Origin of the sequence: Sorangium sp. So ce124, from assembly GCF_051525235.1 — a bacterium.
In the GTDB taxonomy this organism is placed as follows: domain Bacteria; phylum Myxococcota_A; class Polyangia; order Polyangiales; family Polyangiaceae; genus Sorangium; species Sorangium atrum.
In genome coordinates, this window is sequence record NZ_CP150312.1 from 4,492,966 (window position 1) to 4,513,597 (window position 20,632).

17 protein-coding genes are annotated in these 20,632 nt (G+C 71.1%); 5 read left to right on the forward strand and 12 right to left on the reverse strand.

From position 1 onward, the window contains the following. Positions 1-21 precede the first annotated feature (21 nt). Positions 22-2,334 carry a DUF2169 domain-containing protein gene (locus WMF19_RS16970; protein WP_437900068.1) on the forward strand — a complete coding sequence of 771 codons (2,313 nt, stop codon included), beginning with the start codon at positions 22-24 and terminating at the stop codon, positions 2,332-2,334. A 79-nt stretch (positions 2,335-2,413) separates the two neighbouring features. Further along, positions 2,414-3,874 carry a serine/threonine-protein kinase gene (locus WMF19_RS16975; protein ID WP_437900069.1) on the forward strand — a complete coding sequence of 487 codons (1,461 nt, stop codon included), beginning with the start codon at positions 2,414-2,416 and terminating at the stop codon, positions 3,872-3,874. Between the two features lie 79 nt (positions 3,875-3,953). On the opposite strand, the gene WMF19_RS16980 is transcribed toward WMF19_RS16975, so the two are convergent. The 3 genes from WMF19_RS16980 to WMF19_RS16990 all read right to left on the reverse strand — a co-directional run bounded on the left by WMF19_RS16980 (position 3,954) and on the right by WMF19_RS16990 (position 7,520). Then, positions 3,954-5,438, reverse strand: a complete 1,485-nt coding sequence (locus tag WMF19_RS16980) for an IS4 family transposase (protein ID WP_437898412.1) — start codon at positions 5,436-5,438, stop codon at positions 3,954-3,956. A 56-nt stretch (positions 5,439-5,494) separates the two neighbouring features. Then, positions 5,495-5,845 (reverse strand): hypothetical protein, encoded by a 351-nt coding sequence (locus WMF19_RS16985; protein ID WP_437900070.1) that lies wholly within the window; start codon positions 5,843-5,845, stop codon positions 5,495-5,497. 1,378 nt (positions 5,846-7,223) lie between these two features. After that, entirely contained in the window at positions 7,224-7,520 is a 297-nt protein-coding gene (locus tag WMF19_RS16990) for a hypothetical protein (RefSeq protein ID WP_437900071.1), read from the reverse strand. On the opposite strand from WMF19_RS16990, the gene WMF19_RS16995 reads away from it, so the two are divergent. Then, positions 7,502-8,119, forward strand: a complete 618-nt coding sequence (locus WMF19_RS16995; protein WP_437900072.1) for a glycoside hydrolase family 11 protein — start codon at positions 7,502-7,504, stop codon at positions 8,117-8,119. The two genes, WMF19_RS16990 and WMF19_RS16995, sit on opposite strands and share 19 nt — an antisense overlap. A gap of 39 nt (positions 8,120-8,158) precedes the next feature. Here WMF19_RS16995 and WMF19_RS17000 read toward each other — a convergent pair whose 3' ends face one another. Both WMF19_RS17000 and WMF19_RS17005 read right to left on the reverse strand, forming a co-directional pair. Beyond that, on the reverse strand, positions 8,159-8,968 hold the full coding sequence (locus WMF19_RS17000) for a fumarylacetoacetate hydrolase family protein (RefSeq protein ID WP_437329645.1): 810 nt from the start codon (positions 8,966-8,968) through the stop codon (positions 8,159-8,161). 132 nt (positions 8,969-9,100) lie between these two features. After that, positions 9,101-9,685: a class I SAM-dependent methyltransferase gene (locus WMF19_RS17005; protein ID WP_437900073.1), complete on the reverse strand. Its 585-nt coding sequence runs from the start codon at positions 9,683-9,685 to the stop codon at positions 9,101-9,103. Positions 9,686-9,853: 168 nt separating this feature from the next. On the opposite strand from WMF19_RS17005, the gene WMF19_RS17010 reads away from it, so the two are divergent. Then, on the forward strand, positions 9,854-10,522 hold the full coding sequence (locus WMF19_RS17010; RefSeq protein WP_437900074.1) for a DUF2293 domain-containing protein: 669 nt from the start codon (positions 9,854-9,856) through the stop codon (positions 10,520-10,522). A gap of 27 nt (positions 10,523-10,549) precedes the next feature. Here WMF19_RS17010 and WMF19_RS17015 read toward each other — a convergent pair whose 3' ends face one another. Then, positions 10,550-11,167: an HAD family hydrolase gene (locus tag WMF19_RS17015; RefSeq protein ID WP_437900075.1), complete on the reverse strand. Its 618-nt coding sequence runs from the start codon at positions 11,165-11,167 to the stop codon at positions 10,550-10,552. Positions 11,168-11,524: 357 nt separating this feature from the next. Between WMF19_RS17015 and WMF19_RS17020 the strand changes: the two genes are divergently transcribed. Further along, the gene (locus WMF19_RS17020; protein WP_437900076.1) at positions 11,525-12,718 is read left to right on the forward strand and encodes a vWA domain-containing protein; all 1,194 of its coding nucleotides are present in this window, start codon (positions 11,525-11,527) and stop codon (positions 12,716-12,718) included. A gap of 87 nt (positions 12,719-12,805) precedes the next feature. Here the strand turns inward: WMF19_RS17020 and WMF19_RS17025 are convergent, their stop codons facing one another. The 6 genes from WMF19_RS17025 to WMF19_RS17050 form a co-directional block, all read right to left on the reverse strand. Further along, positions 12,806-13,870: an LNS2 domain-containing protein gene (locus WMF19_RS17025; protein WP_437900077.1), complete on the reverse strand. Its 1,065-nt coding sequence runs from the start codon at positions 13,868-13,870 to the stop codon at positions 12,806-12,808. A 54-nt stretch (positions 13,871-13,924) separates the two neighbouring features. Beyond that, positions 13,925-15,112 (reverse strand): acyl-CoA dehydrogenase family protein, encoded by a 1,188-nt coding sequence (locus WMF19_RS17030; protein ID WP_437900078.1) that lies wholly within the window; start codon positions 15,110-15,112, stop codon positions 13,925-13,927. Between the two features lie 119 nt (positions 15,113-15,231). After that, a complete protein-coding gene (locus WMF19_RS17035; protein WP_437900079.1) occupies positions 15,232-16,689 on the reverse strand; it encodes a serpin family protein in 1,458 nt (485 codons plus the stop codon). Positions 16,690-16,762: 73 nt separating this feature from the next. Beyond that, complete coding sequence (locus WMF19_RS17040; RefSeq protein WP_437900080.1) at positions 16,763-17,560, reverse strand: hypothetical protein; 798 nt, start codon at positions 17,558-17,560, stop codon at positions 16,763-16,765. A 316-nt stretch (positions 17,561-17,876) separates the two neighbouring features. Further along, positions 17,877-18,584, reverse strand: a complete 708-nt coding sequence (locus WMF19_RS17045; RefSeq protein WP_437900081.1) for a hypothetical protein — start codon at positions 18,582-18,584, stop codon at positions 17,877-17,879. Positions 18,585-18,701: 117 nt separating this feature from the next. Continuing rightward, positions 18,702-20,396: an aminotransferase class I/II-fold pyridoxal phosphate-dependent enzyme gene (locus WMF19_RS17050; protein WP_437900082.1), complete on the reverse strand. Its 1,695-nt coding sequence runs from the start codon at positions 20,394-20,396 to the stop codon at positions 18,702-18,704. Positions 20,397-20,632: the final 236 nt, after the last annotated feature.

Here is a 20,632-nt window from a genome sequence, read left to right on the forward strand (position 1 = left end):
TTTCTACAAAAGGAGGCGGTCGTGAGCGCGCTGCCCCCCGACGCCGTGGCGTCGCTCCCGGGCGCGGAGGCCGCCGCCGTCTCGTGGCGCACGCAGGGCCAGCGCTACATCACGATCATCGTCAAGGCGAGCTTCGCGTTCACGCCGGGCGCGGCCATGTGGCGGACGGAGCCGCAGGAGATCTTCCGCGCCGAGGTGCATCACGGCAAGAACCCCGCGCGGAGCGTGCGGTTCACCGGCGATCTCGCCCCCTACCTGGGCCGCGCGGACGTGCTCTTCACGGGCGACGCGCACGCCCCTGACGGGGCGCACGTCGAGTCCTTGCCGGTGCGGCTCGCTGTCTTCGGCGCGAGCGGCTGCGCGCTCGACAAACGCCTCCTCGTCCGCGACAGGAAGCCGTTCCAGCGGATGCCCCTCGTGTACGAGAAGGCAGCGCGCGGCGCGAACGGGTTGGAGAACCCCTTCGGCATCGACGCGAGCGACGGCGAAGCCCGCGTCCTCGACCCGCAGGACCCCGCGCGGCCCGCGGGGCTCGGCCCGATCGCGCGCGCCTGGCCCGTGCGCAAGCGGCTGCTCGGCAAGACCCGGCGCGAGACGCTCGAGGGCCCGAACGCGGAGATCCCCGCCGGCTTCGACTGGTCGTACTTCCAGGCGGCGCCCCCGGACCAGCGGATCGACTATCTGCGCGGCGACGAGTGGATCGTGCTCGAGAATTTGCACCCGGCCGCTCGCCGGCTGGAGATGCGCCTGCCCCGGGCGCGCGGCATGGCGCGGATCCACGGGCTCGCCATGCCTCCTGCGACGGGGGGCGACGTCATCGAGCTCAACGCGGACACGCTCCGGATCGACGGCGCCGAGCAGCGCTGCACGGTCGTGTGGCGTCAGATCGTCCCCGTCGACGACGGCGCCCTCGCGGCCGTGCGGATCGTCGCCGGCGTCGCGGTCGACGGCGAGGAGCTCGCGTGGCCCGACCTGCGCCTCGGGCGGGCCTCGGGCGCTCCGGGAGCGGCTCCGGACGCGCTCCGGATCGGCCCGCAAGGGACCGTGCACATCGAGGACGCGCCCGGCGCGCCTGGCCCGGCGCGCCTTCGGGACGGGGATCCGGGGTGCACCATCCACCTCTCGGACGACGAGATCGAGATCATCGACCTGATCCAGCGCCCGTCGCCGCAGCAGACGGTCGCGCTCTCCGACGAGCAGGGCGAGGCGGCGGTGCGCGCGCTGGTGCTTCCGTTCGCGGCCGCGCCGGGATCGGCCAGGCAGAGCCGGCCCGAGCCGGCGCGACCGCTGATCGATGCCGCCGTGAGCGCGACGCTCACCGACGAGCAGGGCGCGGCGGCGGTATGCGCGGCGGCGCTGCCGTTTGTGGCCGCGCCGGGATCGGCGGGGCAGAGCGGGCCCGAGTCGGCGCGACCCCTGATCGATGCCGTCGCGAGCGCGACGCTCGCCCTGTCGAGCGAGGAGGAGGTGCTCGTCGGCGAGCGGCCCGCGATCCCGTTCTTCTTCGACCCGAGGTCGGCGCCGCGGCTCGAGCTCAGGGCGCCGATCGTCGGCGCGCCCTGGTCCGGCGCGCTCGCTTCACCGGCGCCCGGCCCGTCCATCGGGCTCGCGACCCTCGCGCTGGAGGATGCTCCGCCGCCGCCCGTCGAGGTGTTGCCGCTGTCCGTCGAGGTGTTGCCGCTGTCCGTCGAGGTGTTGCCGCCGCCCGTCGAGGTGTTGCCGCCGCCCGTCGAGTCTTCTTCCTACGCCGCCCCGGCCTCGGGCGTCCTCGTGCGTGAGCCCGAGCGACCCGCCGCGTCCCGCTTCTTTCACGTCCTCCGGCGCGAGGACGAATCGCCCTCCGGGCCGCTCCCGCCGCTCGGAGACGGAGAAGAGGTGAGCCTCGAGCGGTGCGCGATCGTCGCGGCGGAGCTCGCCGAGAAGCCTGTCCCCCGCGCCGACGTGCTCAAGGCGCACGGCCTGTCCGAGGCGCGCTGGGCAGAGGCCGAGCGGCGGTGGCGGGACTCGATGACGGAAGAGGCCAGGAGCCGCGAGCGGGCGCTCCGCGACAGGTTCGACGCGGCCTATGTCGGCGCGTGGGAAGCCGTCTGTGGCCCGCTGCATGCGGCCGATTATGCCCGGCTGATCGTCGCGACCGAGCGCAGCGGCGGCGCGGCGGCGCTCGGCGAGCGCGCGATCCGGCGCACCGTGTGGGTGCGCATCAAGCGGCTCTGGGCCAGGCGCCTCGCCGAAGATCCGCGCCTCAGAGCCCGCGTCGAGGCCGAGATCGCGAGGCTGCGCGAGGCGCCGCGCCAGCGCGCGCAGGGCGGCGCTCCCGCGGCGTACGCCGTCTGATCCGCGCTGCGCGCCGTGCCCCTTGACCGCGGCGCGCGGGGTTCCGAACATCATCGCTGGTGCAAGCGATGGTCCGTTCATGATCGACGCGTCGACGCTGGGCAAGGAGCTCGCGGGCCGGTACAGCGTGGAGGGGCTGCTCGGCGTGGGCTCCATGGGCGCCGTCTTCCGCGCGCGCCACCTCGCGCTCGCTCGGGTCGTGGCGATCAAGGTGCTCACCGGGCACACGGATCCGAACGCCGGGGAGCGGATGCTGCGCGAGGCGCGCATCTCGGCGCTGATCAAGTCGCCGCACGTGGTGAGCTGCTACGACTTCGGCTTCCTTTCGAGCCGATCGCCGTTCATGGTCATGGAATACGTGGGCGGCCCGTCGCTGGCCGCGCGGCTCCAGGGCGGGCCGCTGCCGCTCGACGATCTGCGGCGTTACATGCTCCACGCGGCGCGGGGGATGGCCGCCGCGACCGAGCTCGGCGTGATGCACCGCGACCTGAAGCCGTCGAACATGCTGATCGCGCCGTCAGGGGAGCTGAAGGTCGCCGACTTCGGCCTCGCGCGCCTGACCGCCACGACGGGGCCGTCGGCGCTCCGGGAGCAGCCCCTCACCGCGATGGGGACCGTGCTGGGGACGCCGTTCTACATGGCGCCCGAGCAGGCGTGGAGCCCGCAGGAGAGCGACACGCGCGCGGACATCTACAGCTATGGCGCGTCGTTCTACCACGCGGCCACGGGCCAGCGGCCGTTCGAGGAGCAGGAGCTCCTGCCGCTCCTGCTCGCGCACCGGCAGGACATCCCGGCCCGGCCGCGGGCGCTCCGTCCCGAGCTTGACGAGGACGTGCAGGCCGTCCTGGAGCGCTGCCTGGCCAAGGACCCGAAGGACCGCTTTCAGTCGTTCGAGGAGATCGACACCGCCCTCGTGGGCGCCCAGAGCACCCGCTGGGGGGACCCGCACGACCTGACGCTCCGCGTGTACATGGAGCAGTACAAGCGCTTCCGGCCCGCCCTCCTGTCGGGCGGCCCTGCGGGGCCGGTCACGGCCTTGCAGTTCCACGGGGACAGGACGCTCTCGATCGTGCGCGCGAACATCGCAGGCGTGTCGGCCGACGCGCTCGTGAGCGCGGACGACGGGCAGCTCACGATGTCGGGCGGCGTGGCGCTCGCCCTGAACCACGCGAGCGGCGGCGTGTGCCACATGGAGACGCGCAAGTACGTTCCCGTGCGTCACGGCGGGGTGGTGGTCAGCTCCGCTGGCAGGTTGAACGCGCGGTTCGTGTTTCACGCGATCACGCTCGACTGGGATCACGTGGCGACCTACAGACCGACGCGCGACCTCATCCTGCGGCTCCTGGAGGGGTGTTTTTATCACGCGGACACGATGAAGCTCCGGAGCATGGCGCTGCCGCTGCTCGGGGCGGGGAGGGCGGGATTCTCGCCCGCCGAGTGCCTCGACACGATGGTGGAGTTCCTGGTGAAGGCGATGCTCCTCGGCGGGACCGGGCTGTCGCACGTAACGATCGTGCTCCGGGAGGGCGCCGGGGTCTGAGCGAGCGCCCTCTCGATAGGTAGCGCCGCGTCAGCGCCCCCGGCGGTTACCAACGTGAACGTGGTCGTCTGAGGATTGATCACATTTCCCCCTTAGTTTTCGCTGTGTTGGCAACGGCGGTGTTCCAGCCCATCTCCAGCATGAGCAAGGTCTGCATTCCGCGCGCAAGCGTCAGCCAGCCGGGGGGACCGTTGCGCTTCAGATGTCCACCAAGACCGGCAACGGCGTAGAGCGCATCGACTACCGTCGCCCCCTGAGCCGGCAGCTTCTTGGGCTGGTGCTGATGCAGCAGCTTCAGCTGCGTGGGGTTCAGGGCTCGTTCCGCAGGTGCATTGGGCTCAAGGCGTGACAGCGAGCGCAGAAGCAGCATCTGCCACGCGATCGGAGCGAACAGCGCCAGCGCGTTCGTCAGGCTCCGGAAGCTCTCGAGCTGGCGCGTCTCGAGGGCGCAGCCGGTCTTGAGCGCCTTGAAGAACTCCTCGATGAGCCACCGTGCCCGGTAATGGTCGACGATCGCTGCGATCTGGTCGGGCGTGTCGACCGGCTCGTTGGTCGCCAGCACCCACGCGACCGGCTCTTCGCCCGCTGGGGTGTCGATCTCCTGCACACACACGATGTTGACCGCCAGCTCTTCGGCCAGCTCGGGCAGGTAGTACGGACGGCGAAGCGCCACGCGCCGGGCGCCGACGCCCAGCGTGGCCCTCCGCTCCGAGCGCTCGGGGTGCGCGCGCTTGCGCGCAGGTACCGGGCCGGCGCGGCGTTGGGTGAGCACGACCTCGCGGCTAAGCCGGATCGGCAGCTCGACCAGCGCCTCGCTCAGCCGCAGCCGTTCGCTGTCGTCGAGCGATTCCTCCTCGTCCTCGGCCAGCTCCGCCACGTTCCGATCGCGCGCCATGCGCACGACGAAGCGGTGGCCCTGCTCGACCATGGCGCACAGAAGCGGGTAGGCGTCGGCCTCGCGATCCATGATGTGCACCAGCGACGTGCGGTCGCCCACGGCCTGCTCGGCCGCCTCCACCTGCCGCAGCCAGCGCGTCGACTCCTTGTCGGTCACGCGCGCATAGTCGCTGCCCGTCCTGTTCTTCTTGCGTGGGCTCTTGGACAGGGCGGAGGCTTTGCGGGCCCAGCAGGCCAGCCCCAGCAGTCCGAGCGGCTGGTTGATCGCGTCGGTGGCCACGGCGAGCGTCGCGTGCGCCAAAAAGCCCTGGGTGTCCTTGCCGTTGAGCGGACCGAGCCCTTTGCGTGCGCCGTCGCCGTCGAAGGCGACCGCGGTGGTGTCATGCACCGCGCGAACCGTGTCGTGACCGGCCATCCGCTCGAGGGTCTGCTCGCTGTGGGCTTGCACCAGCGCACCATACGACACGCGCTTGTTGCCAAGCAGCCGGTAGAAGCCCTCCAGCTCGGCTTCTGTCTTCAGCGCGTCCGGGAAGCTCTCGCCCGGCGCGACGCTCAGCCGCGCCACCACCGCCCGGACCCGCTGATGCAGGCGCGCATCGCCCAGCTGCACCGTCTCGAACTCGCGCACGAGCGACGGCGTCGCTTCCGCCACATCGGGATTTCCCATGACATTTCAGACGCTTGGCGGGTCCGAAACGGATCAAAAAAAGATGTGCGGGATCTTCAGACGTGGTCGTGGTCGTGGTCGTGGTCGTGGTCGTGGTCGTCGACGACACGATCGTGGACGTGAACGTTCCGCGAAAACCTTGGGCGACGATTGGGGACGTCTACGTTCACGACCGAGCCGTTGACGACCACGACCACGACCACGTTCACGACCACGACCACGTTCACGACCACGACCACGTTGGTGACTTGCCGGGGGGCGGGCTTGGTGCCCTGAACGCGCTTGGTGAACTCCGATGAGGGAGAGGGGGGCGCGCTCGCGGGCCTGTCGTCGGCCCGCGCCCGCCCAAGCCGAGGCGGGGGATGGCGCTCCATAACCGCGCGGCCGCCCTCCTGCGCCACCGTCATGTGTTCTTGCTCACTATTGCGCGGCTCCTGCGCAGCTCAACTGGCCTCCTGCACGTCGATTCTGTGTCCTTCATCACTGAATGCCGCCTCCTGCGCAGCCATGGCTGCCTCCTGCGCAGCGCGGGCGGCGCTCCTGCGCAGCCATGGCTGCCTCCTGCGCAGCGCCGGCGGCGCTCCTGCGCAGCCACGGCCGCCTCCTGCGCAGCGCGGGCGGCGCTCCTGCGCAGCCATGGCTGCCTCCTGCGCAGCGCCGGCGGCGCTCCTGCGCAGCCACGGCCGCCTCCTGCGCAGCGCCGGCGGCGCTCCTGCGCAGCCATGGCCGCCTCCTGCGCAGCGCCGCTGGCTCTCCTGCGCAGCCACGGCCGCCTCCTGCGCAGCGCCGCTGGCTCTCCTGCGCGGCCTTGGCATCGTCCTGCGCAGCGCCGCTAGATCTCCTGCGCGACTCTGGCTCTCTCCTGCGCAGTCCCTTTTGGTGCGTCCAACGAGATCGCCGCGGCGCCGCGGATCTCCGGCCGCGTGCTGTTCGCCGACCACTCGGCTGACGAAGACTCCCAATCACATCACTGCCAGCTCATCAGTGTACGCCCAGAACGGGTCCACTCCTGTCTCTTCGGAACACTCGCCGAGTTTCTGTTTGACGCCCAGATCCCACCAAGAACAATGGCGCGTGTCCCCATTCCGCGTGTCGCAGCTCGGCGAGGAGCCTTCACCATGTCGATGCGCTTCCACGGCAAGGTCGGCCTGCTTTGCGCTTGCAGCCTCGTCGCGGCCCCGCCCGGATCGAGCTGTCATCGCTTTTCCAGGAGAGTGAACGAAGTGAGGGTCGACAGAGGTCCATGATTGAACCCGTGCGCGCAGCGTGACTGTATCTTGCAAGGCCCGCCACAGCGAAGCAGCGAACTGTCGCGATGAAGCAGTAAAGACCATTGACTTTCGCCTCGTGGCTATAAGAATATTCCAAACCTCCCTTGGCGGTCCGGACCCCTCTCAGCCGGGCGCCGCAGTCGGTCGCGGGATCGCGCAAGGGCCGACTCCGAGTGAGGCTACTGTGGGGATTACTTGCCTCTTGCGGCTGCGCGTCCGAGGTGCTCTTGCTTTCTCTGAAGTGATGCCCATCCCCATCTCACGGGGTATTCGCATGTGAGTGTCTCTTCGACAAACGTCGTGATCGCCAGGCCTGTGGTCGGCGCAGGCACCGCGGGTGCATCCATGATCACCGGGAACATGGGCACGCTCGCCGGAAGATTCGAGTTTTGACCACTGGATCGAAGGGGCCGCAGACGGCTCGATGGGTTCATGAATCCATCTAGAGCAGAAGTTTGAGGCTCAGCCGGTCCATCATGGAGAACCCTTCAATGCGCGTCGCTCCCTTGCTTGTCTACTTATCCGCTTCGGTCGCATGCGGCCTGCTGGCGTGCAACGTCGAGCGCGCCGTGGGCGAGGACCTCGAAGTCCTGGACTCCTCGTCGAGCAGCTCGTCGTCGAGCAGCAGCTCGGGCTCGTCGTCGAGCAGCAGCTCGGGCTCGTCGTCGAGCAGCAGCTCGGGCTCGTCGTCGAGCAGCAGCTCGGGAACGGGCGGCGGCGGGGCCGGCGGGGCCTCGTCGTCGAGCAGCAGCTCGGTGACGGGCGGCGGGGCCGGCGGCGCAGGCGGGGAGGGTGGGGACCGGCGGCGCACCCGACACGTGCACGACATCCGAACAGCCGGTCTGCAGCAATCAAACTGGCGACCACTGCGGCTTCTACTATCAACTCTGGAAGGACCAGGGGACCGGATGCCTGACCAACACCGCGGATGGCTTCAGCGTGGAATGGAGCGATATCAACAACCTGCTGGGCCGTAAAGGCCTGAGGCCCGGGTCGGCGAATCAGATCGTGACCTACGAGGCTGACTTTCAGCCAAACGGCAATGCCTACCTGGGTGTCTATGGATGGACGAAGAGCCCGGCCGTGGAATACTATATCATCGATGGCTGGGGCAGCTGGCGTCCCCCTGGCGGACCGGGAACCATGGGCACCGTCACGAGCGACGGAGGCGTCTATGACATCTACAAAACCCAGCGATCCGAGGTGCTCGCGATTGATGGCATCAATGCCCCTTATCAGTTCTGGAGCGTTCGTAAGCAGAAGCGCACGAGCGGAACCATCACCGTCGCCAACCACTTTGACGCATGGCAGAGGCTGGGGATGAACATGGGGAGCTTGAGCGAGGTCTCGATGCTCGTGGAAGGATATCAGAGCAGCGGAAGGGCTGACGTGAGCGTCTCCATGAGATGAGCGCCGGGGTTCGAGCGTCGACCCGGGCCGCTCGCCGAGCTAGCGCCCGCTCGCGCCGTCGCCCCGCGCCGTCACGGATACCCGCAGCGCGCCGATCCCGCGCGTCTCGGCCGTGGCGCCGGCGATATCGATGACGAGCTCGTCGCCGGACACGATCGGCCCCACGCCCTGGGGCGTCCCCGTCGCGATGACGTCGCCGGGCTCCAGGGTCATCACCCGGCTGATGTACGCGACCAGCTCGGGCACTCCCCATATCATCTGCGCCGTCAGCCCGTCCTGCCGCACCTGCGAGTTCACGACAGCCCGCACGCGGAGCGCCCCGGGATCGAGCTCCGTCTCGATCCACGGGCCAACAGGGCAGAACGTGTCGAACCCCTTGCCCCGCGTGAACTGCACGTCCTTCCGTTGCAGATCCCGCGCGGTGATGTCGCCGAGGCAGGCGTACCCGAGCACGTGATCCAGCGCGTGCTCCGGTCGCACGTCCCGGGCGCGGCGGCCGATGACCACGCCGAGCTCCGCCTCGTGCTCGACCCGCTGGCTCTCCGGAGGGAGCACGATGGACTGGCCAGGACCGATGAGCGCCGAGGGCGGTTTGAGGAAGAGGAGCGGCTCGACCGGGACGTCGTTGCCCAGCTCCTGGGCGTGCGCCGCGTAATTGCGCCCCACACACACGATCTTCGTGGGGACCACGGGGCAGGCGAGATCGACGTCGGTCCACGCCACGGCCTCCCCCGTGGTCTTGCCGCCGAGCCAGGGCGGCGCGTCCAGGACGAGCGCGGCTGCGCCGTCGAGGCGGGCGAAGAAGGCTGGGCGATCCTGATCCGGAGGCGCGAGGCGAGCGAAGCGCATGGCGCGAGCAAAGCGCGATCTTCGCGTCGCGGCAAGCCTGGGACCCACGCAACACGACGCCGAGCGCCTGGCCGCCGTCTGCGCGGAGCTCGTGCGTCGTGGTCGTCGCGCGACGTCGGCGGCGGGCCGCCGTCACGGAGGAGGCGCCGCGGCGCCCCGACGCCGCGCGACGAGGCGGGCCTCGTGATTCCCCTCCTCGAGCCACCCTTCCTCGTAGCGGACCACCTCGAGCGCCTCGCCGAGGAGCCCCGGGAGCTCGCCGTCATCGAGCAGCCAGCGCGCGCTCGGGTGCGCGTGTCTCAGCAGGTTCGACCGCGTCGGGTGCACGACGACGAGGAGGCCGCCCGGTGCGAGCTCCGCCGCGCAGGCCGCGAGCCGGCGCTCGAGGAAATAGAAGATCAGGAGGAGGTCCCACGGACCGGCAGGGAGCGGGTCGCGCTCGACGTCGAGCGCCAGGGTACGCAGCGCGAGCCCTTCCTTCGCCGCGGCGCTCCGAGCGATGCCGAGCCCGACCTCGGAGATGTCGGCCAGCGTCACGTCGAGCCCGCGCCGCGCGAGCCACAGGGCGTGACGACCCGCGCCGCCCGCCATGTCGAGCGCGCGCCCGCGCCGGGGCAGGAGCGGATCGAGCGCCGTGAGCACGGCGGAGGGCTCCCCCGGATCGCCGCCCCCCTCGCGGTAGCGGGCGTCCCACCTCGTGCGATCGTCGTCCGACACGCTGTCCTCCTGTCCTGTTGGCCGGGCCGGGGCGGACACCGGCGAGCGCCCCTCGCTGGCGCGGAGCGTACCATCACCCGGCGGGGCCGCTTCGGCGCCGGGCGACGGAGGCGGCCGGCCGGCGCTGGACGCGCGGCATGACCTGGCCTAGCACGCCGCCGGTTCGCCATGCCCGAGTGCCTGACCCTGGCCCCGACCCCGGATCCCCGCCGCTTCCGCGCGCCCGACGGCGCGCTGCTCTCGCCGCCCGAAGGCTGGGCGTGCCTGCCCCCGGGTGACGCCGGGCTCACCCGCCGGGTGAAGCTCGCGGGCCCATCCTGGATGGTGGTCGAGAAGCGCGGGAGGAAGACGTTCTCCCGGGGCCTCTGGGCGCCCGCCGCCACCATCGAGGCCGCCCGCGCCGCGCTCGAGGCCGAGCGCAGCACGCCTTCGTACGCGAAGAAGCGGGAGGCGGACGCCCGGCGGAGGGAGCGCGACCAGGAGGAGTACGTGCGCGAGTTCGAGGCCGCGGTGGCCGCGTTCCTCCGGTTCTCGCCGCGCTACGCCGCGCTCGCGCGCGCGGTCGCGACCAAGGTGACGCTGCACGCCACGCCTGTCGGCAGCGGCACCGTCGCCCGCACCGAGCGGATCCCGGTCGCGCAGCGCGCCGAGTCGGCCGTGATCGCCTGGATGCGGCACCAGACCACGGCCTACGACTCGATGGCCATCCCGCGCGTGAAGGGGATGCGCCGCGAGGTGCGGCGCGAGCTCGCGCAGATCTCCCGCGCCATCCTCGATCTCCATCGCGGCGACGCGCCGCACGCGGGCGCCTCGTGCCCGCTCTGCGCGGCGCTCTGACGCGCGGGGCGGAGCGGGGCGAGCCCGTCACGCGCCGAGCAGCCCCTCTCCGACCAGCCGCGCGCGAAGCCCCGCGGCCCCGTCGAACACGTGCGCGCGCATCCCGATCGCGGCCGCAGCCTCGCAGTTCTCCGCGCGATCGTCGACGAAGAGGCACTCGCCCGCGTCGACCCCGATGCGCGCCATGAGCCGATCGAAGAACTCGCGCGCCGGCTTGCGCACGCCCAGGTGATGGCTCGAATAGACGCCCTCGAACAGGACGTCGAGCGCGAACGCCTCGCGCACCTCCTCGACCCACACGGGGTAATTGCTCGCCACGAACCGGAGCGCGCGGCCCTCGAGCGACGCGACGATCTCCCGCACGCCGGGCAAGAAGCGATATCCCGCGCGGCGCACCCGGTTGAACGCGTCGAGGTCGAACGAGAACCCCTCCGCGCCTTCACGAAAGAATCGGCGAGCGAACTCGGCCTCATCGATCTCGCCGATCTCGAACGCAGGCCAGCACGTGGGGTCGCGATGCCTCGCAATCTCGGGGGGCGCGGCGGGCGCGGCGGGCGCGGCGGACCGGATCGCCGCGGCGAGCGCCTCCCGGTACGGGTCGTAAAGGACGGTATCCATCAGATCGAAACACACTGCGCGGACCATCAGGCGCGAACCGTAGCACCGGCACGCGCGCGTGTGCGCACACAGGTCACACGGGCATACAGGCGTGCGGCCACACCGGTGAGTTGCGCTGAGGGCGCCGCGACGTGAGAGCGGCGTGGCAGCGGCGTGGAAGCGGCGTGTAAGCGGCGTGTAAGCGGCGTGTAACAAAGACACAAAATTGATACGAACTTTGGGAAGGCGCATCTCGCAATGCGCTGCGCGATGGCTTATACTGGGCATGGGTGGCGAGTCCTCAGGAGCGTGGTCCGGCGATGCGCCGGCTCCTGAGGACTCGTGTGGTTGGTCTGCTTTTCTACCGGCGCGCAGCGCCGGCACTTACTTAAAAGGAGTCAGGCCATGAGATTGCCTGCTATGGGCATTGCCTTGTTCACGGTCGCCGTGGCCAGCGCGGCGTGCGGCGGCGGCGATGGCGACGAGAATCAGAGTGGCTCGGGCGCCGCGAACAGCTCGGGCAGCGGGAGCGGAGGCGACGACAGCGGCTTCGGTTCAGGGGGGGTGACCTCGGGCAGCGGCTCGGGCTCAGGCAACCCCAGCAGCGGCGCTGGCCCTTCGACCGGCGCCGGCGAGGCGTGCGCGACGCAAACGGCCCAGGCCGGGCTCCAGCCCGTGTACCTGGCAGTCGCGTTCGACGTGTCTGGCAGCATGGGGATGAACGACAGGCCCTCGCACAGCAAGGAGCTCAAGTGGGATCCCGTCGTCGCCGCGACCAAGCAGTTCTTCACGGATCCGGCGTCCGCGGGGCTCACCGCCTCGCTCACGTTCTTCCCCGGCGAGCGGCGGATGTGCGACGCCAGAACCTACGGCGCGCCGGACGTCGAGATGACGCCGCTGCCCTCCGACGCGTTCGGTAAGGCGATCGACGACGTCACGCCAGCGACCGACGACGACTGGCGCACGAGCACGCCGACGGCGTTCGTTGTCGATGGGACGGTGACCTTCATCGAGCGGCAGCGCCAGGAGAGCCCCGGGAAGTACGCGCTCGTGCTCGTGACCGACGGCTACCCGCAGCGCTGCGGCGGACAGGCGGACTCCATCGAGGCCGTCGTCCAGCGCGTCGAGGGGGCGCGCCAGGACAACATCCCGACCTACGTGATCGGGGTGGCGAACCCGCCGGAGGACGAGCCGGGGAACGTCGACAACCTGCGCGACATCGCCGAGGCGGGCGGCACGGGGCAGGCCTTCATCATCGAGACCGGCAACCCCGACGCGACCGCGACCGCGTTCAGGGCGGCCATCGACCAGATCCGCGGCGCCGCGGTGACGTGCAACGTCGCGATCCCGGCGGCGCCCGACGGGAGGACGTTCGACAAGCAGCGGGTGCGCGTGACGTACACGAGCGGAGGGGGCCAACCGAAGGCCGTCGCGTACGATCAGGAGTGCGCGAGCGACGACGCCTGGCGCTACGACAATCCATCGAACCCGTCGCAGATCGAGCTCTGCGAGAGCGTGTGCAACGCGATACAGTCCGATCCAGAGGCGTCCCTGGGCGTCGACTTCACCTGCGAGGACGTGATCGACATCCCGCAGTGATCCAGTGATGGGCGGCGGGGGCGCTCCCTGATGCGGGCGCGCCCGCCCCGCCTGCGGGGGCGGAGGCTCGGGTCGCGAGCGCGTCCTTCAGGGCGCGCAGGCGGCCTGTGGGCGGAAGAGCGCCCGGACGAGGCCCCGGTAGTCGTCGTGGGGCACGCCGCCGCGGAGATCGCCGCCGAGCTTGTAATAATAGCACCGCGAGGGGGCGATCCCGGCGGCCGTGTACGTCGCCACGTCGCTCGGCATGTTGCCGAAGCCGAAGGAGGGCACGATGCCCGTGCGCGCCTTGAGCCATCCGAGCTCGATCGTCTTGTACTTGGCCGCCGCGCCGCCGAACGCGCCGGTGACGCCGATGGTGGTGTGGAGGATGCCCGGCGGGAAGCCTTGCTCTCGCAGCCAGACCCTCGTGCTGCCCACGAGCCACTCGGGGCGCGCGGTCACGTAGAAAAGGTAGATCCCGCTCTCGGCGAGGGCGCGCATCGCGTCCGCCGCGCCGGGGTGGGCGGCCGGCGGGGCGCCGCCGACCAGCTCGCTGACGACCGCCGCCTCGCTCGACGTGAGCGTCCCGTCGACGTCGGTCACGGCCACCTGCGCGCCTGGCGGGAGGACCTCGATGAACAGGTCCGCGCTCGTCGCGTCGCCGGCCACGGCGAGGTGGACGCGGTGCCGGCCGACCTCGAGGCGCCGGCCCGCGGCGAGGTCGATGTAGACGCGCCCGCCGGTGTCCGGGATCCCCTCCGTCGTCGGGTGCGGGTGGTCATCGTCGCTCGTCCGGAAGGTGCCGAGCCGCTCCCAGGCGCCGCTGCAGCCGCGGAGCAGATAGGCCTCGACGTCCTCGTCCTCGAGGTCGTCGTCCTGCGGCCCGTAAGCGAACTTCGCGATGGCCCACTGGGGCCCGTCGGCGCGGGCGAAGAGGTCGCGCCCGCGGTGGCGCGGCCACCCGGCCGCGACGAGGCGCGAGCGCGTGTGCCTGAACCCGCGCGGCAAGGCCTCCGGCGGCGGCGCGTCGCAGGCCGGACGGGCCGGGCAGGCGCCCGCCCGGGGCCGCGGCGGCGCGGGGGCATCGGCCTGCCGCGGGGCACCGGCGCAGGCGACGAACGAGACGGCGGCGAGGACCAGCGGGGCGAGCGGGGCGGGGCGCAATACGACCACCTATACCGCGTTGGTCGTGAACGTGGTCGTGGTCGCAGTCGTGGTCGTTAAGGTTCAGGTCCAGAGGCCCGTCGGCTGCCCAAGGAGCGCGGCGCCGACCTGGCCGAACCAGCCCTCTGCGGCGGCGGCGTGCTGGGAGAAGGTGTGAATGTCCCGGAACCGCCGTTGCAAGGGCGACGCGTTCCGGGCGACTCCGCCCCCGCCCGCCTGATAGCAGGTGTCCACGGCCCGGGCCGTCACCTCCGTCACCCACGCCAGGGCGCCCGAGATCCGCGGCGCCACCGCGAGGGCGGCGCCAGGGTTGTTCACGCACGCGGCCCAGAGCTCGTCCCCTATGTCGCGCAGCAGGGCGCGGGCGGCGCGGACGCTCGTCGCGGCGCGGCCGAGGTTCACCTGGAACAGCGGAGAGTCTGCCAGCTGGGCGCGCGCATACAGCCGCTTCTTGCCCGAGCTCGCGAGCGTCACGATGTCGTCGAGCGCCCCCTGGGCGATCCCCACCGCCACCGCCCCCATGTGGAGCGCGAAGTGCAGGACGGGCGCGACGAAGCCCGGCCCGGCCACCGACGGCTGGCCCCGGAAGATATCGAGGGTGTTCGCCTCGGGGCAGAAGGCCCCTTCCAGCGCGATATCGTGGCTGCCCGTGCCGCGCAGGCCGAGCACGGACCAGGTGTCGATGATGCGCGCCTCGCTCGCCGGGAACAGCATGCCCCGCACCTCTGGCGTCTCGCGCGCCTCGCGCGCCTCGCCGGCCGGGCCCATCCGCGGGCGGCCGCCGTCCATGATCACGCAGTTTCCGAACAGCCAGCTGGCGTGCTCGCAGCCGCTCGCGAAGCTCCAGCGCCCGGTGACCCGGTAGCCGCCGTCCGTCGCGTGGGCTTCGCCCTGCGCGTTGAAGCCGCCGCCGATGATCACGTCCGGCCCGCCGGCGTAGATGGCGTCGAAGCGTTCGCGCGACAGGAGCGCGAAGAGCTGCGGGCTCTCCGAGCCGATCATCACGGTCCAGCCGGTGGCCCCGTCCGCCCGGGCGAGCGCCTCGAGGACGTCCATCCCCGTGCGCAGGTCGACCTCGTGGCCGCCGTGGCTCCTCGGCAGGAACATCCGGAAGCACCCCGCCGCCTTGAGCTGACCGAGGAGATCCGCCGGGAGGCGCCGCGCCTCCTCGATCTCCGCGCTCCGTGAGGCGATCGCGGGGGCCAGGTCACGGACGGCATGCAGCACCTTCGCGGCGTCTTCGTTCTTCATCGCTCGCTCCTTGACATCGGGGGTTGGCGGAGCCCGTGAGGGCTCGGCAAAACGGCTCATCGTACGGCGGTTCTGGAGCTCCGCGCGGACTTTCGGCCCCCCGTCCGCCGGGAGCGAGGTCATCGCGGGTCGGTCACCCGGCCCATGAACAGCACGGTGCCAGTCGCCACGTCGCGGATCAGGAACACGAACGGGTGATCCGCGCGGAACACCTGGGGCGGCGCCGGGGCGGATCGTGTCGTCATGACGACCCCCGTGGCCGCGGCGGCTTCGGTCCCTTCCTCGTTGACCTCCACGAACGCCTTGTGGCGCACCTGGGAGATGTAGAGCGGCTCTGCCCTCGTGATCCCGGAGAAGTCGGCCTTCTTCTCGTCGAACGCGAGCGGCATCCCCAGCGCGCTCAGGGTCGCCGACAGCTCGAGCTCGGCGGTCATCTTGAAGCGCGGGAGCGCCACGTCGACCCGCGCCGGCTCGAGCGCATCCACGTACGCCTTGAGCTGCCCCGCTGCCAGGCGCTGCTCCACCTGCGCCAGCCCGTCCACCTGCGCGGGCAGGACGACGACCATGGCCAGCCGGCGCTCGGGGCTCTGCGCCTCGTACGCGAGCTCCAGCACCGATGCGTCAGCGGTCTTTCCAAAGCCCGCCTTGAGCGTCTTGCGCATCATCGGCACGGCCGGCGCCGTCCCGGGCTTGACCGTGAACGGCTCGTTCTTGGTGGCCTTCTTGTCGAAGGGCGTCGCCCACTTCCCCTTGAAGTAGACGGCGTTCGTCAGGACGAGCCGCGTGAGGCCGGTGATGCTCCCGGCGGGCATCAGGTCCTTGATCTTCCCGTTCGTCTGTTGTTCGACCCATTGATTGATGCGCCCCCGCGCCGGCTCGCTCCCGCCCTTGAAGTCGACGAGCTCGATCCCTGCCCCGTAGTGCTGCTGGGTGGTGCTCTGGAACGCGGGCTCGATCGGCAGCCCGGCCTGGCCCCACAGCCGGTTGGCGATCCGGAGCTCGGGCCCCTGGGGCCCGGTCGCCAGCGCCAGCTCCTTGATGAGCCCGCCGAAGGCGGCGTGGAGCGCCTCGGGCGGGAGGGTGAACTCGAGCGTCTTCGCCATCTGAGCCGCTGTCTCGCCGCGGGCGCCGGCGTAGGTCATGGCCAGCGCCGTCGAGATGCTCGCCGGCGAGAAGAAGAGCTTGTCTTTGGTCGCGGCGAGCTTGCCGTAGAGGCGCTGCGCGAACGCGGCGTTCGTGTCGGCGAGCGCCGTGGCCGGCGGCGGAGGATCCGGCTGCTGAGCGTCCGGCGGGGCGGGCTCGCTCGGCCCAGGGGCCGCCGCCCCGGAGGCAGGCTTCGCGCCGGGACAGACGTGTTCCCACCGGCACGCCCCGCCCTCGGCGCGCGCGCACTGCGGGGTGCCGGTGGAGCCGTCGTCGCAGACGCGGGCGATCATCGCGAGGGGGCCGCAGTCGGCGGGCTGGCAAGCGGACGCGCTCGGGGCCGGCGCGGCCGGCGGGGCGCCGTCCCGGGCCTGACACCCGAGCCCCAGCAGCGTGCATAACGCGGTCGTGAAGAACGAGATCGGTCTGGCCATGGCGCTGAGGTACCAGCGCGCCAGGCCGGCGGGAAGCTCGACCGGAAGGCGGAGCGAGCGTGTGCTCCCGTCGTCAGAAATTGTGGACGAACGTGAACCGGCCGGCGAGCTTCTTCCCGCCGATCTGGCTCTCCTCCTGCGTCTCGTAGCCGAGGTAAAGGAGCAGCTTGTTTCCCGTGCCGTAGTTCAGCCCGAGCACGCCCCCGACCTGCAGGCTGGCGAGGCCGCTCTCGTCGACGTCCACACCGGCGGTCGATGGATCGTCCTCGAGCGTGACCTCGTTGAGGTCGAGCGTGGCCTCGAGGTGCGGGCCGATGCCGAAGTCGTCGATGGGGTAGTAGAGCAGGAAGTCCCGCGTGTAGACGTAGTTCTGGACGCTCTCGTCGAACATGCTGGAGAACGACCCCAGGATCCACGACTCGAAGTAAACGGGCTTTGAGTCGACGAAGGTGAACAGCTGCGGGGCGACCAGCGCCGCCGGCTGCATCGTCGTGAAGTTGAACGAGAAGCCCACCATCGGGTTGAGGATGACAGGGCCCATCGTGAAGGCGGGGCCGATGTCGAACTCAGCGGTTCCCAGCGTGGTGAGGTAGATGTCGCTCGAGAGGCTGATGGGGCCGACCTGGTGCGTGGCGCCCGCCCAGAGCTGGAGACCGAGGCTGTCTGCGTCGAAGCGGAACCAGCTCGGGATCTGGCTCGCCTGCGGCTCCGGCGCGGCGGGCTCCGCCGCGGGCGTCGGCGCGGCCGCGGCCGCTGCGCCCGGATCAGCCGGGGGCGCAGCGGGATCCTGAGCCCAGGCGGCGGGCGACGCGAGCAACCCCACGACGCAAGCGAGCGCCGAGCAACTTCTCCGCATATCGTTCTCCATCATCGAATTGCCTCCTCTGCGCAGCACGAGGTGAAAGCAACATGAAACATGAGAGCAACATGAAACGTAACGGCAGTCGGTCGACACTAACGTAGTGCAGAGCAGTTAGGCAAAGCCGATGTGCATGGAGAGCCCCCGAGCGGCGCGCGGCCGCGTGGCCTGCCCGCGCGGGCGCACCTCGCTGCCTCGCTGGCCACAGGCGTCGATCGGCAGGGGAGCGGCTTGAGCCGTCGGCGGCGCTGGACCGGGCGAGGTGTCGTTCGCCGAGGGCCGCGGGCGCGCAGGGGGAGAGGGGCCTGCGCCCTTCTTGAGAGGAGGATCACAGAGGGATGTACTGGATGCCCGCGGCCGCCCCGAGCGACGCCAGCGCGGCGGCCCCGACGAGGAGCAGCGTCATCTTCAGCAGCGTCCCCTCGATCTGGTCGGTGACGAGGCCGTCGACGCCCTGGGAGAGCTCGTCCCGCACCTTCAGCAGGTCGATGCCGCCTGCCTGGTTGGCCTCGTTGCGGAAGCGCGCCAGCGTCAGCGTCTCGATGGTCCCGAGCAGCTGCGCCTCGATCTTGCGCCGCAGGAACCCCCGCACGCCGCCCCCTGTCGGCGCCGCCTGCACCCTGTGGATCACGGCGAGGCGCAGGCGCTTCACCGCCTCGTTGAGCGGGACGCGCTCCACCGCCTGCGCCACCCGCCCGCCGCGGGCGCCCGCCTCGGCCTGCTCGGAGACGCCGAGCAGCCGCTCGAACACGGAGGCCACGAGCATCCCGCCGAGGCGCTTCGCCCGCACGATCTGCAGGATGCCGGTGCCGAGCGCCCGCTTCCACGACAGCGTGAAGCCGATCACGGCGGAGAGCGCGAGCGCCGCGACGGCCGCCAGCGCCCCGCGCAGCGCCGAGCCGTCGGCCGCGATGGCGTACGACGAGGCGGCGAGGGCGAGGGCCAGGAACGACATGGCCGCGGCCGTCAGGAAGAAAGAGCGGAGCGCAGGGCCCAGCGCCCCGGCGACACCTTGCGCGAACGGTCGAAGATCCATGACCGCTCAGCTGACCACGCCCGCCGCGCGGCGAAAATGCCGAACGTGGCGGGCGCGCGTCGATCACCGCGAGCACGGGGAGCGGGCCCGGAGGGCGCCGCTCCCGCCCGGCCCGCCTCAGATGACGCCGAACTTCTTGCCGACCTTCTCGAACGCCTCGAGCGCGTGATCGAGGTGCTTGCGCTCGTGGGTCGCCATGTAGCTCGTCCGGAGCACCTGCTGCTTGGGCGGGACGCCCGGGGTGATGAACGGATTCACGTAGAGCGAGTAGTCGTCGAGGAGCGACTTCCACATCATCACGGTCTTGAGATCGTCGCGGATGTAGATGGGGATCACGGCCGTCTCGGTCTTGCCGAGCTCGAAGCCGAGCCGCTGCAGCTCCGTGCGCATGTACGTGAAGTTCTCGCGGAGCTTCTCCTGGCGCCAGGGCTCCTCCTGCATGACCTCGAGCGAGGCCATGGCGGCGGCAACGCAGGGCGGCGCGGCGCTCGCCGCGAAGAGGAAGCTGTAGGCGAAATGCTGAATATAATCGAGCACCTTTCGCTCGCCGACGAGCCAGCCGCCGATCGAGGCGAGCGACTTCGAGAAGGTGCCGCCGATGAGGTCGACCTCCTTCCCGAGGCCGAAGTGCGCGGCGGTGCCGCGGCCCCCCGGGCCGATGACGCCGAGCGCGTGGGCGTCGTCGACGAGGAGCCGCGCCTTGTGCTTCTTCACCACCTCGACGATGCCGGGCAGACTCGCGATCTCGCCCTGGGCGCTGAACACGCCGTCGGTGATCACGAGGGCGCCCTCGGTGTCGGCGATCTCGGAGAGCGCGCTGTCGAGCGCGGCGGGATCGCTGTGCTTGTAGCGCACCATCCGGGCGCCGGCCGCCTGCGCGAGCCGCACGCCGTCGTAGATGGAGGCGTGATCGTCCTTGTCGATCATCGCGACGCTCCGCTTGTTGCTGAGGAGCGCCGAGATGGTCGCGATGTTCACCTGATAGCCCGTCGTGAACACGAGCCCCGCCTCCTTGCCGTGGTAGGCGGCGAGCTTCTGCTCGAGCTCGTTGTGGAGGCGCATCGACCCGTTCACGAGCCGCGAGCCGGTCATGCTGGTGCCGTATTTGTCGATCGCGTTCCGCGCGGCTTCCCGCACCTTCGGGTGGGTCGTCAGCCCGAGGTAGTTGTTCGAGCCGAGCATGATCACGGTCCGGCCCTCGAGCTGCGCCTCGGGGCCGTTGTTGAAGTCGAGCGGGCGGAAGAAGGGGTAGACCCCCATGGCGCGGGCGTTGTCCGCGGTCATGAACTTGTACGCCTTCTCGAACACGTCGCGCCCGCCGATCCGCGCCAGCGACGTCCGCGCCGCCATCTGGGTCGCGAGCTGCTGCTCGGCCGCCGCGGCCACGTAGGTGCCGGCGCCGTTCGAGCCGGCGCCGTTCGAGCCCACGCCGTTCACGTGCGGGCGGCTCGCGGCCCCGCGCTCGCGCGGGGCTTCGCTGCTCGCCGTCTCCTCCACGACCGACAGCCCCGCGCCGCTCGCGGCGGGCGCGGCGGGCGCGGCGGGCGCGGCGGGCCGACGAGCCGCCGCGCGCGACGGCGTCGCCCCGTGGACGCCGGCCTCGTCGTCGAGCGAGGGATCGATGTTCGGGAGCGCGTGCCCGTTGAGCAGGATGTCCCAGGCCTCCGCGGCCCGCTCCCGGGCGGCGCGCAGGCGGTTCTTCGCGTCCATGACCCCCGTGGCGAGCCGCATCACGCGATCGTTGCTGACGACACGGACGACCACGCCCGACGAGGTGAGCTTCTTTGCTTGGTCGACCAGACGATCCTTCATCCTCATGCCCTGGCTCCTCACGCGATCGAATTAAGGGGCGCGGTCCTGTCCGCGAAAGCCGCTCCGGCGTGCAGGATCGAGGCCTCTCGGGCCCCTGCTCGTTCCCTGCGCGTGTCGCCGCTAAAGCAGCCTGCGCGGGCCGCGTCAACTGCCACCACCGCGTCGTCCCGGCGTGCCACGAGCGCCGCGGAGCGCCGTCGCCGCGCACGCGCATTCCGCGTCGCGCAGGGGCGTTC

Excerpts from the sequence above, each read along its gene's own strand:
- WMF19_RS16975 (WP_437900069.1), top strand. The coding sequence starts at position 2,414 with ATGATCGACGCGTCGACGCTGGGCAAGGAGCTCGCGGGCCGGTACAGC.
- WMF19_RS16980 (WP_437898412.1), bottom strand. The coding sequence starts at position 5,438 with ATGGGAAATCCCGATGTGGCGGAAGCGACGCCGTCGCTCGTGCGCGAG.
- WMF19_RS16985 (WP_437900070.1), bottom strand. The coding sequence starts at position 5,845 with ATGACGGTGGCGCAGGAGGGCGGCCGCGCGGTTATGGAGCGCCATCCC.
- WMF19_RS17000 (WP_437329645.1), bottom strand. The coding sequence starts at position 8,968 with ATGCGCTTCGCTCGCCTCGCGCCTCCGGATCAGGATCGCCCAGCCTTC.
- WMF19_RS17010 (WP_437900074.1), top strand. The coding sequence starts at position 9,854 with ATGCCCGAGTGCCTGACCCTGGCCCCGACCCCGGATCCCCGCCGCTTC.
- WMF19_RS17015 (WP_437900075.1), bottom strand. The coding sequence starts at position 11,167 with ATGGTCCGCGCAGTGTGTTTCGATCTGATGGATACCGTCCTTTACGAC.
- WMF19_RS17020 (WP_437900076.1), top strand. The coding sequence starts at position 11,525 with ATGAGATTGCCTGCTATGGGCATTGCCTTGTTCACGGTCGCCGTGGCC.
- WMF19_RS17030 (WP_437900078.1), bottom strand. The coding sequence starts at position 15,112 with ATGAAGAACGAAGACGCCGCGAAGGTGCTGCATGCCGTCCGTGACCTG.
- WMF19_RS17035 (WP_437900079.1), bottom strand. The coding sequence starts at position 16,689 with ATGGCCAGACCGATCTCGTTCTTCACGACCGCGTTATGCACGCTGCTG.
- WMF19_RS17040 (WP_437900080.1), bottom strand. The coding sequence starts at position 17,560 with ATGATGGAGAACGATATGCGGAGAAGTTGCTCGGCGCTCGCTTGCGTC.
- WMF19_RS17045 (WP_437900081.1), bottom strand. The coding sequence starts at position 18,584 with ATGGATCTTCGACCGTTCGCGCAAGGTGTCGCCGGGGCGCTGGGCCCT.
- WMF19_RS17050 (WP_437900082.1), bottom strand. The coding sequence starts at position 20,396 with ATGAAGGATCGTCTGGTCGACCAAGCAAAGAAGCTCACCTCGTCGGGC.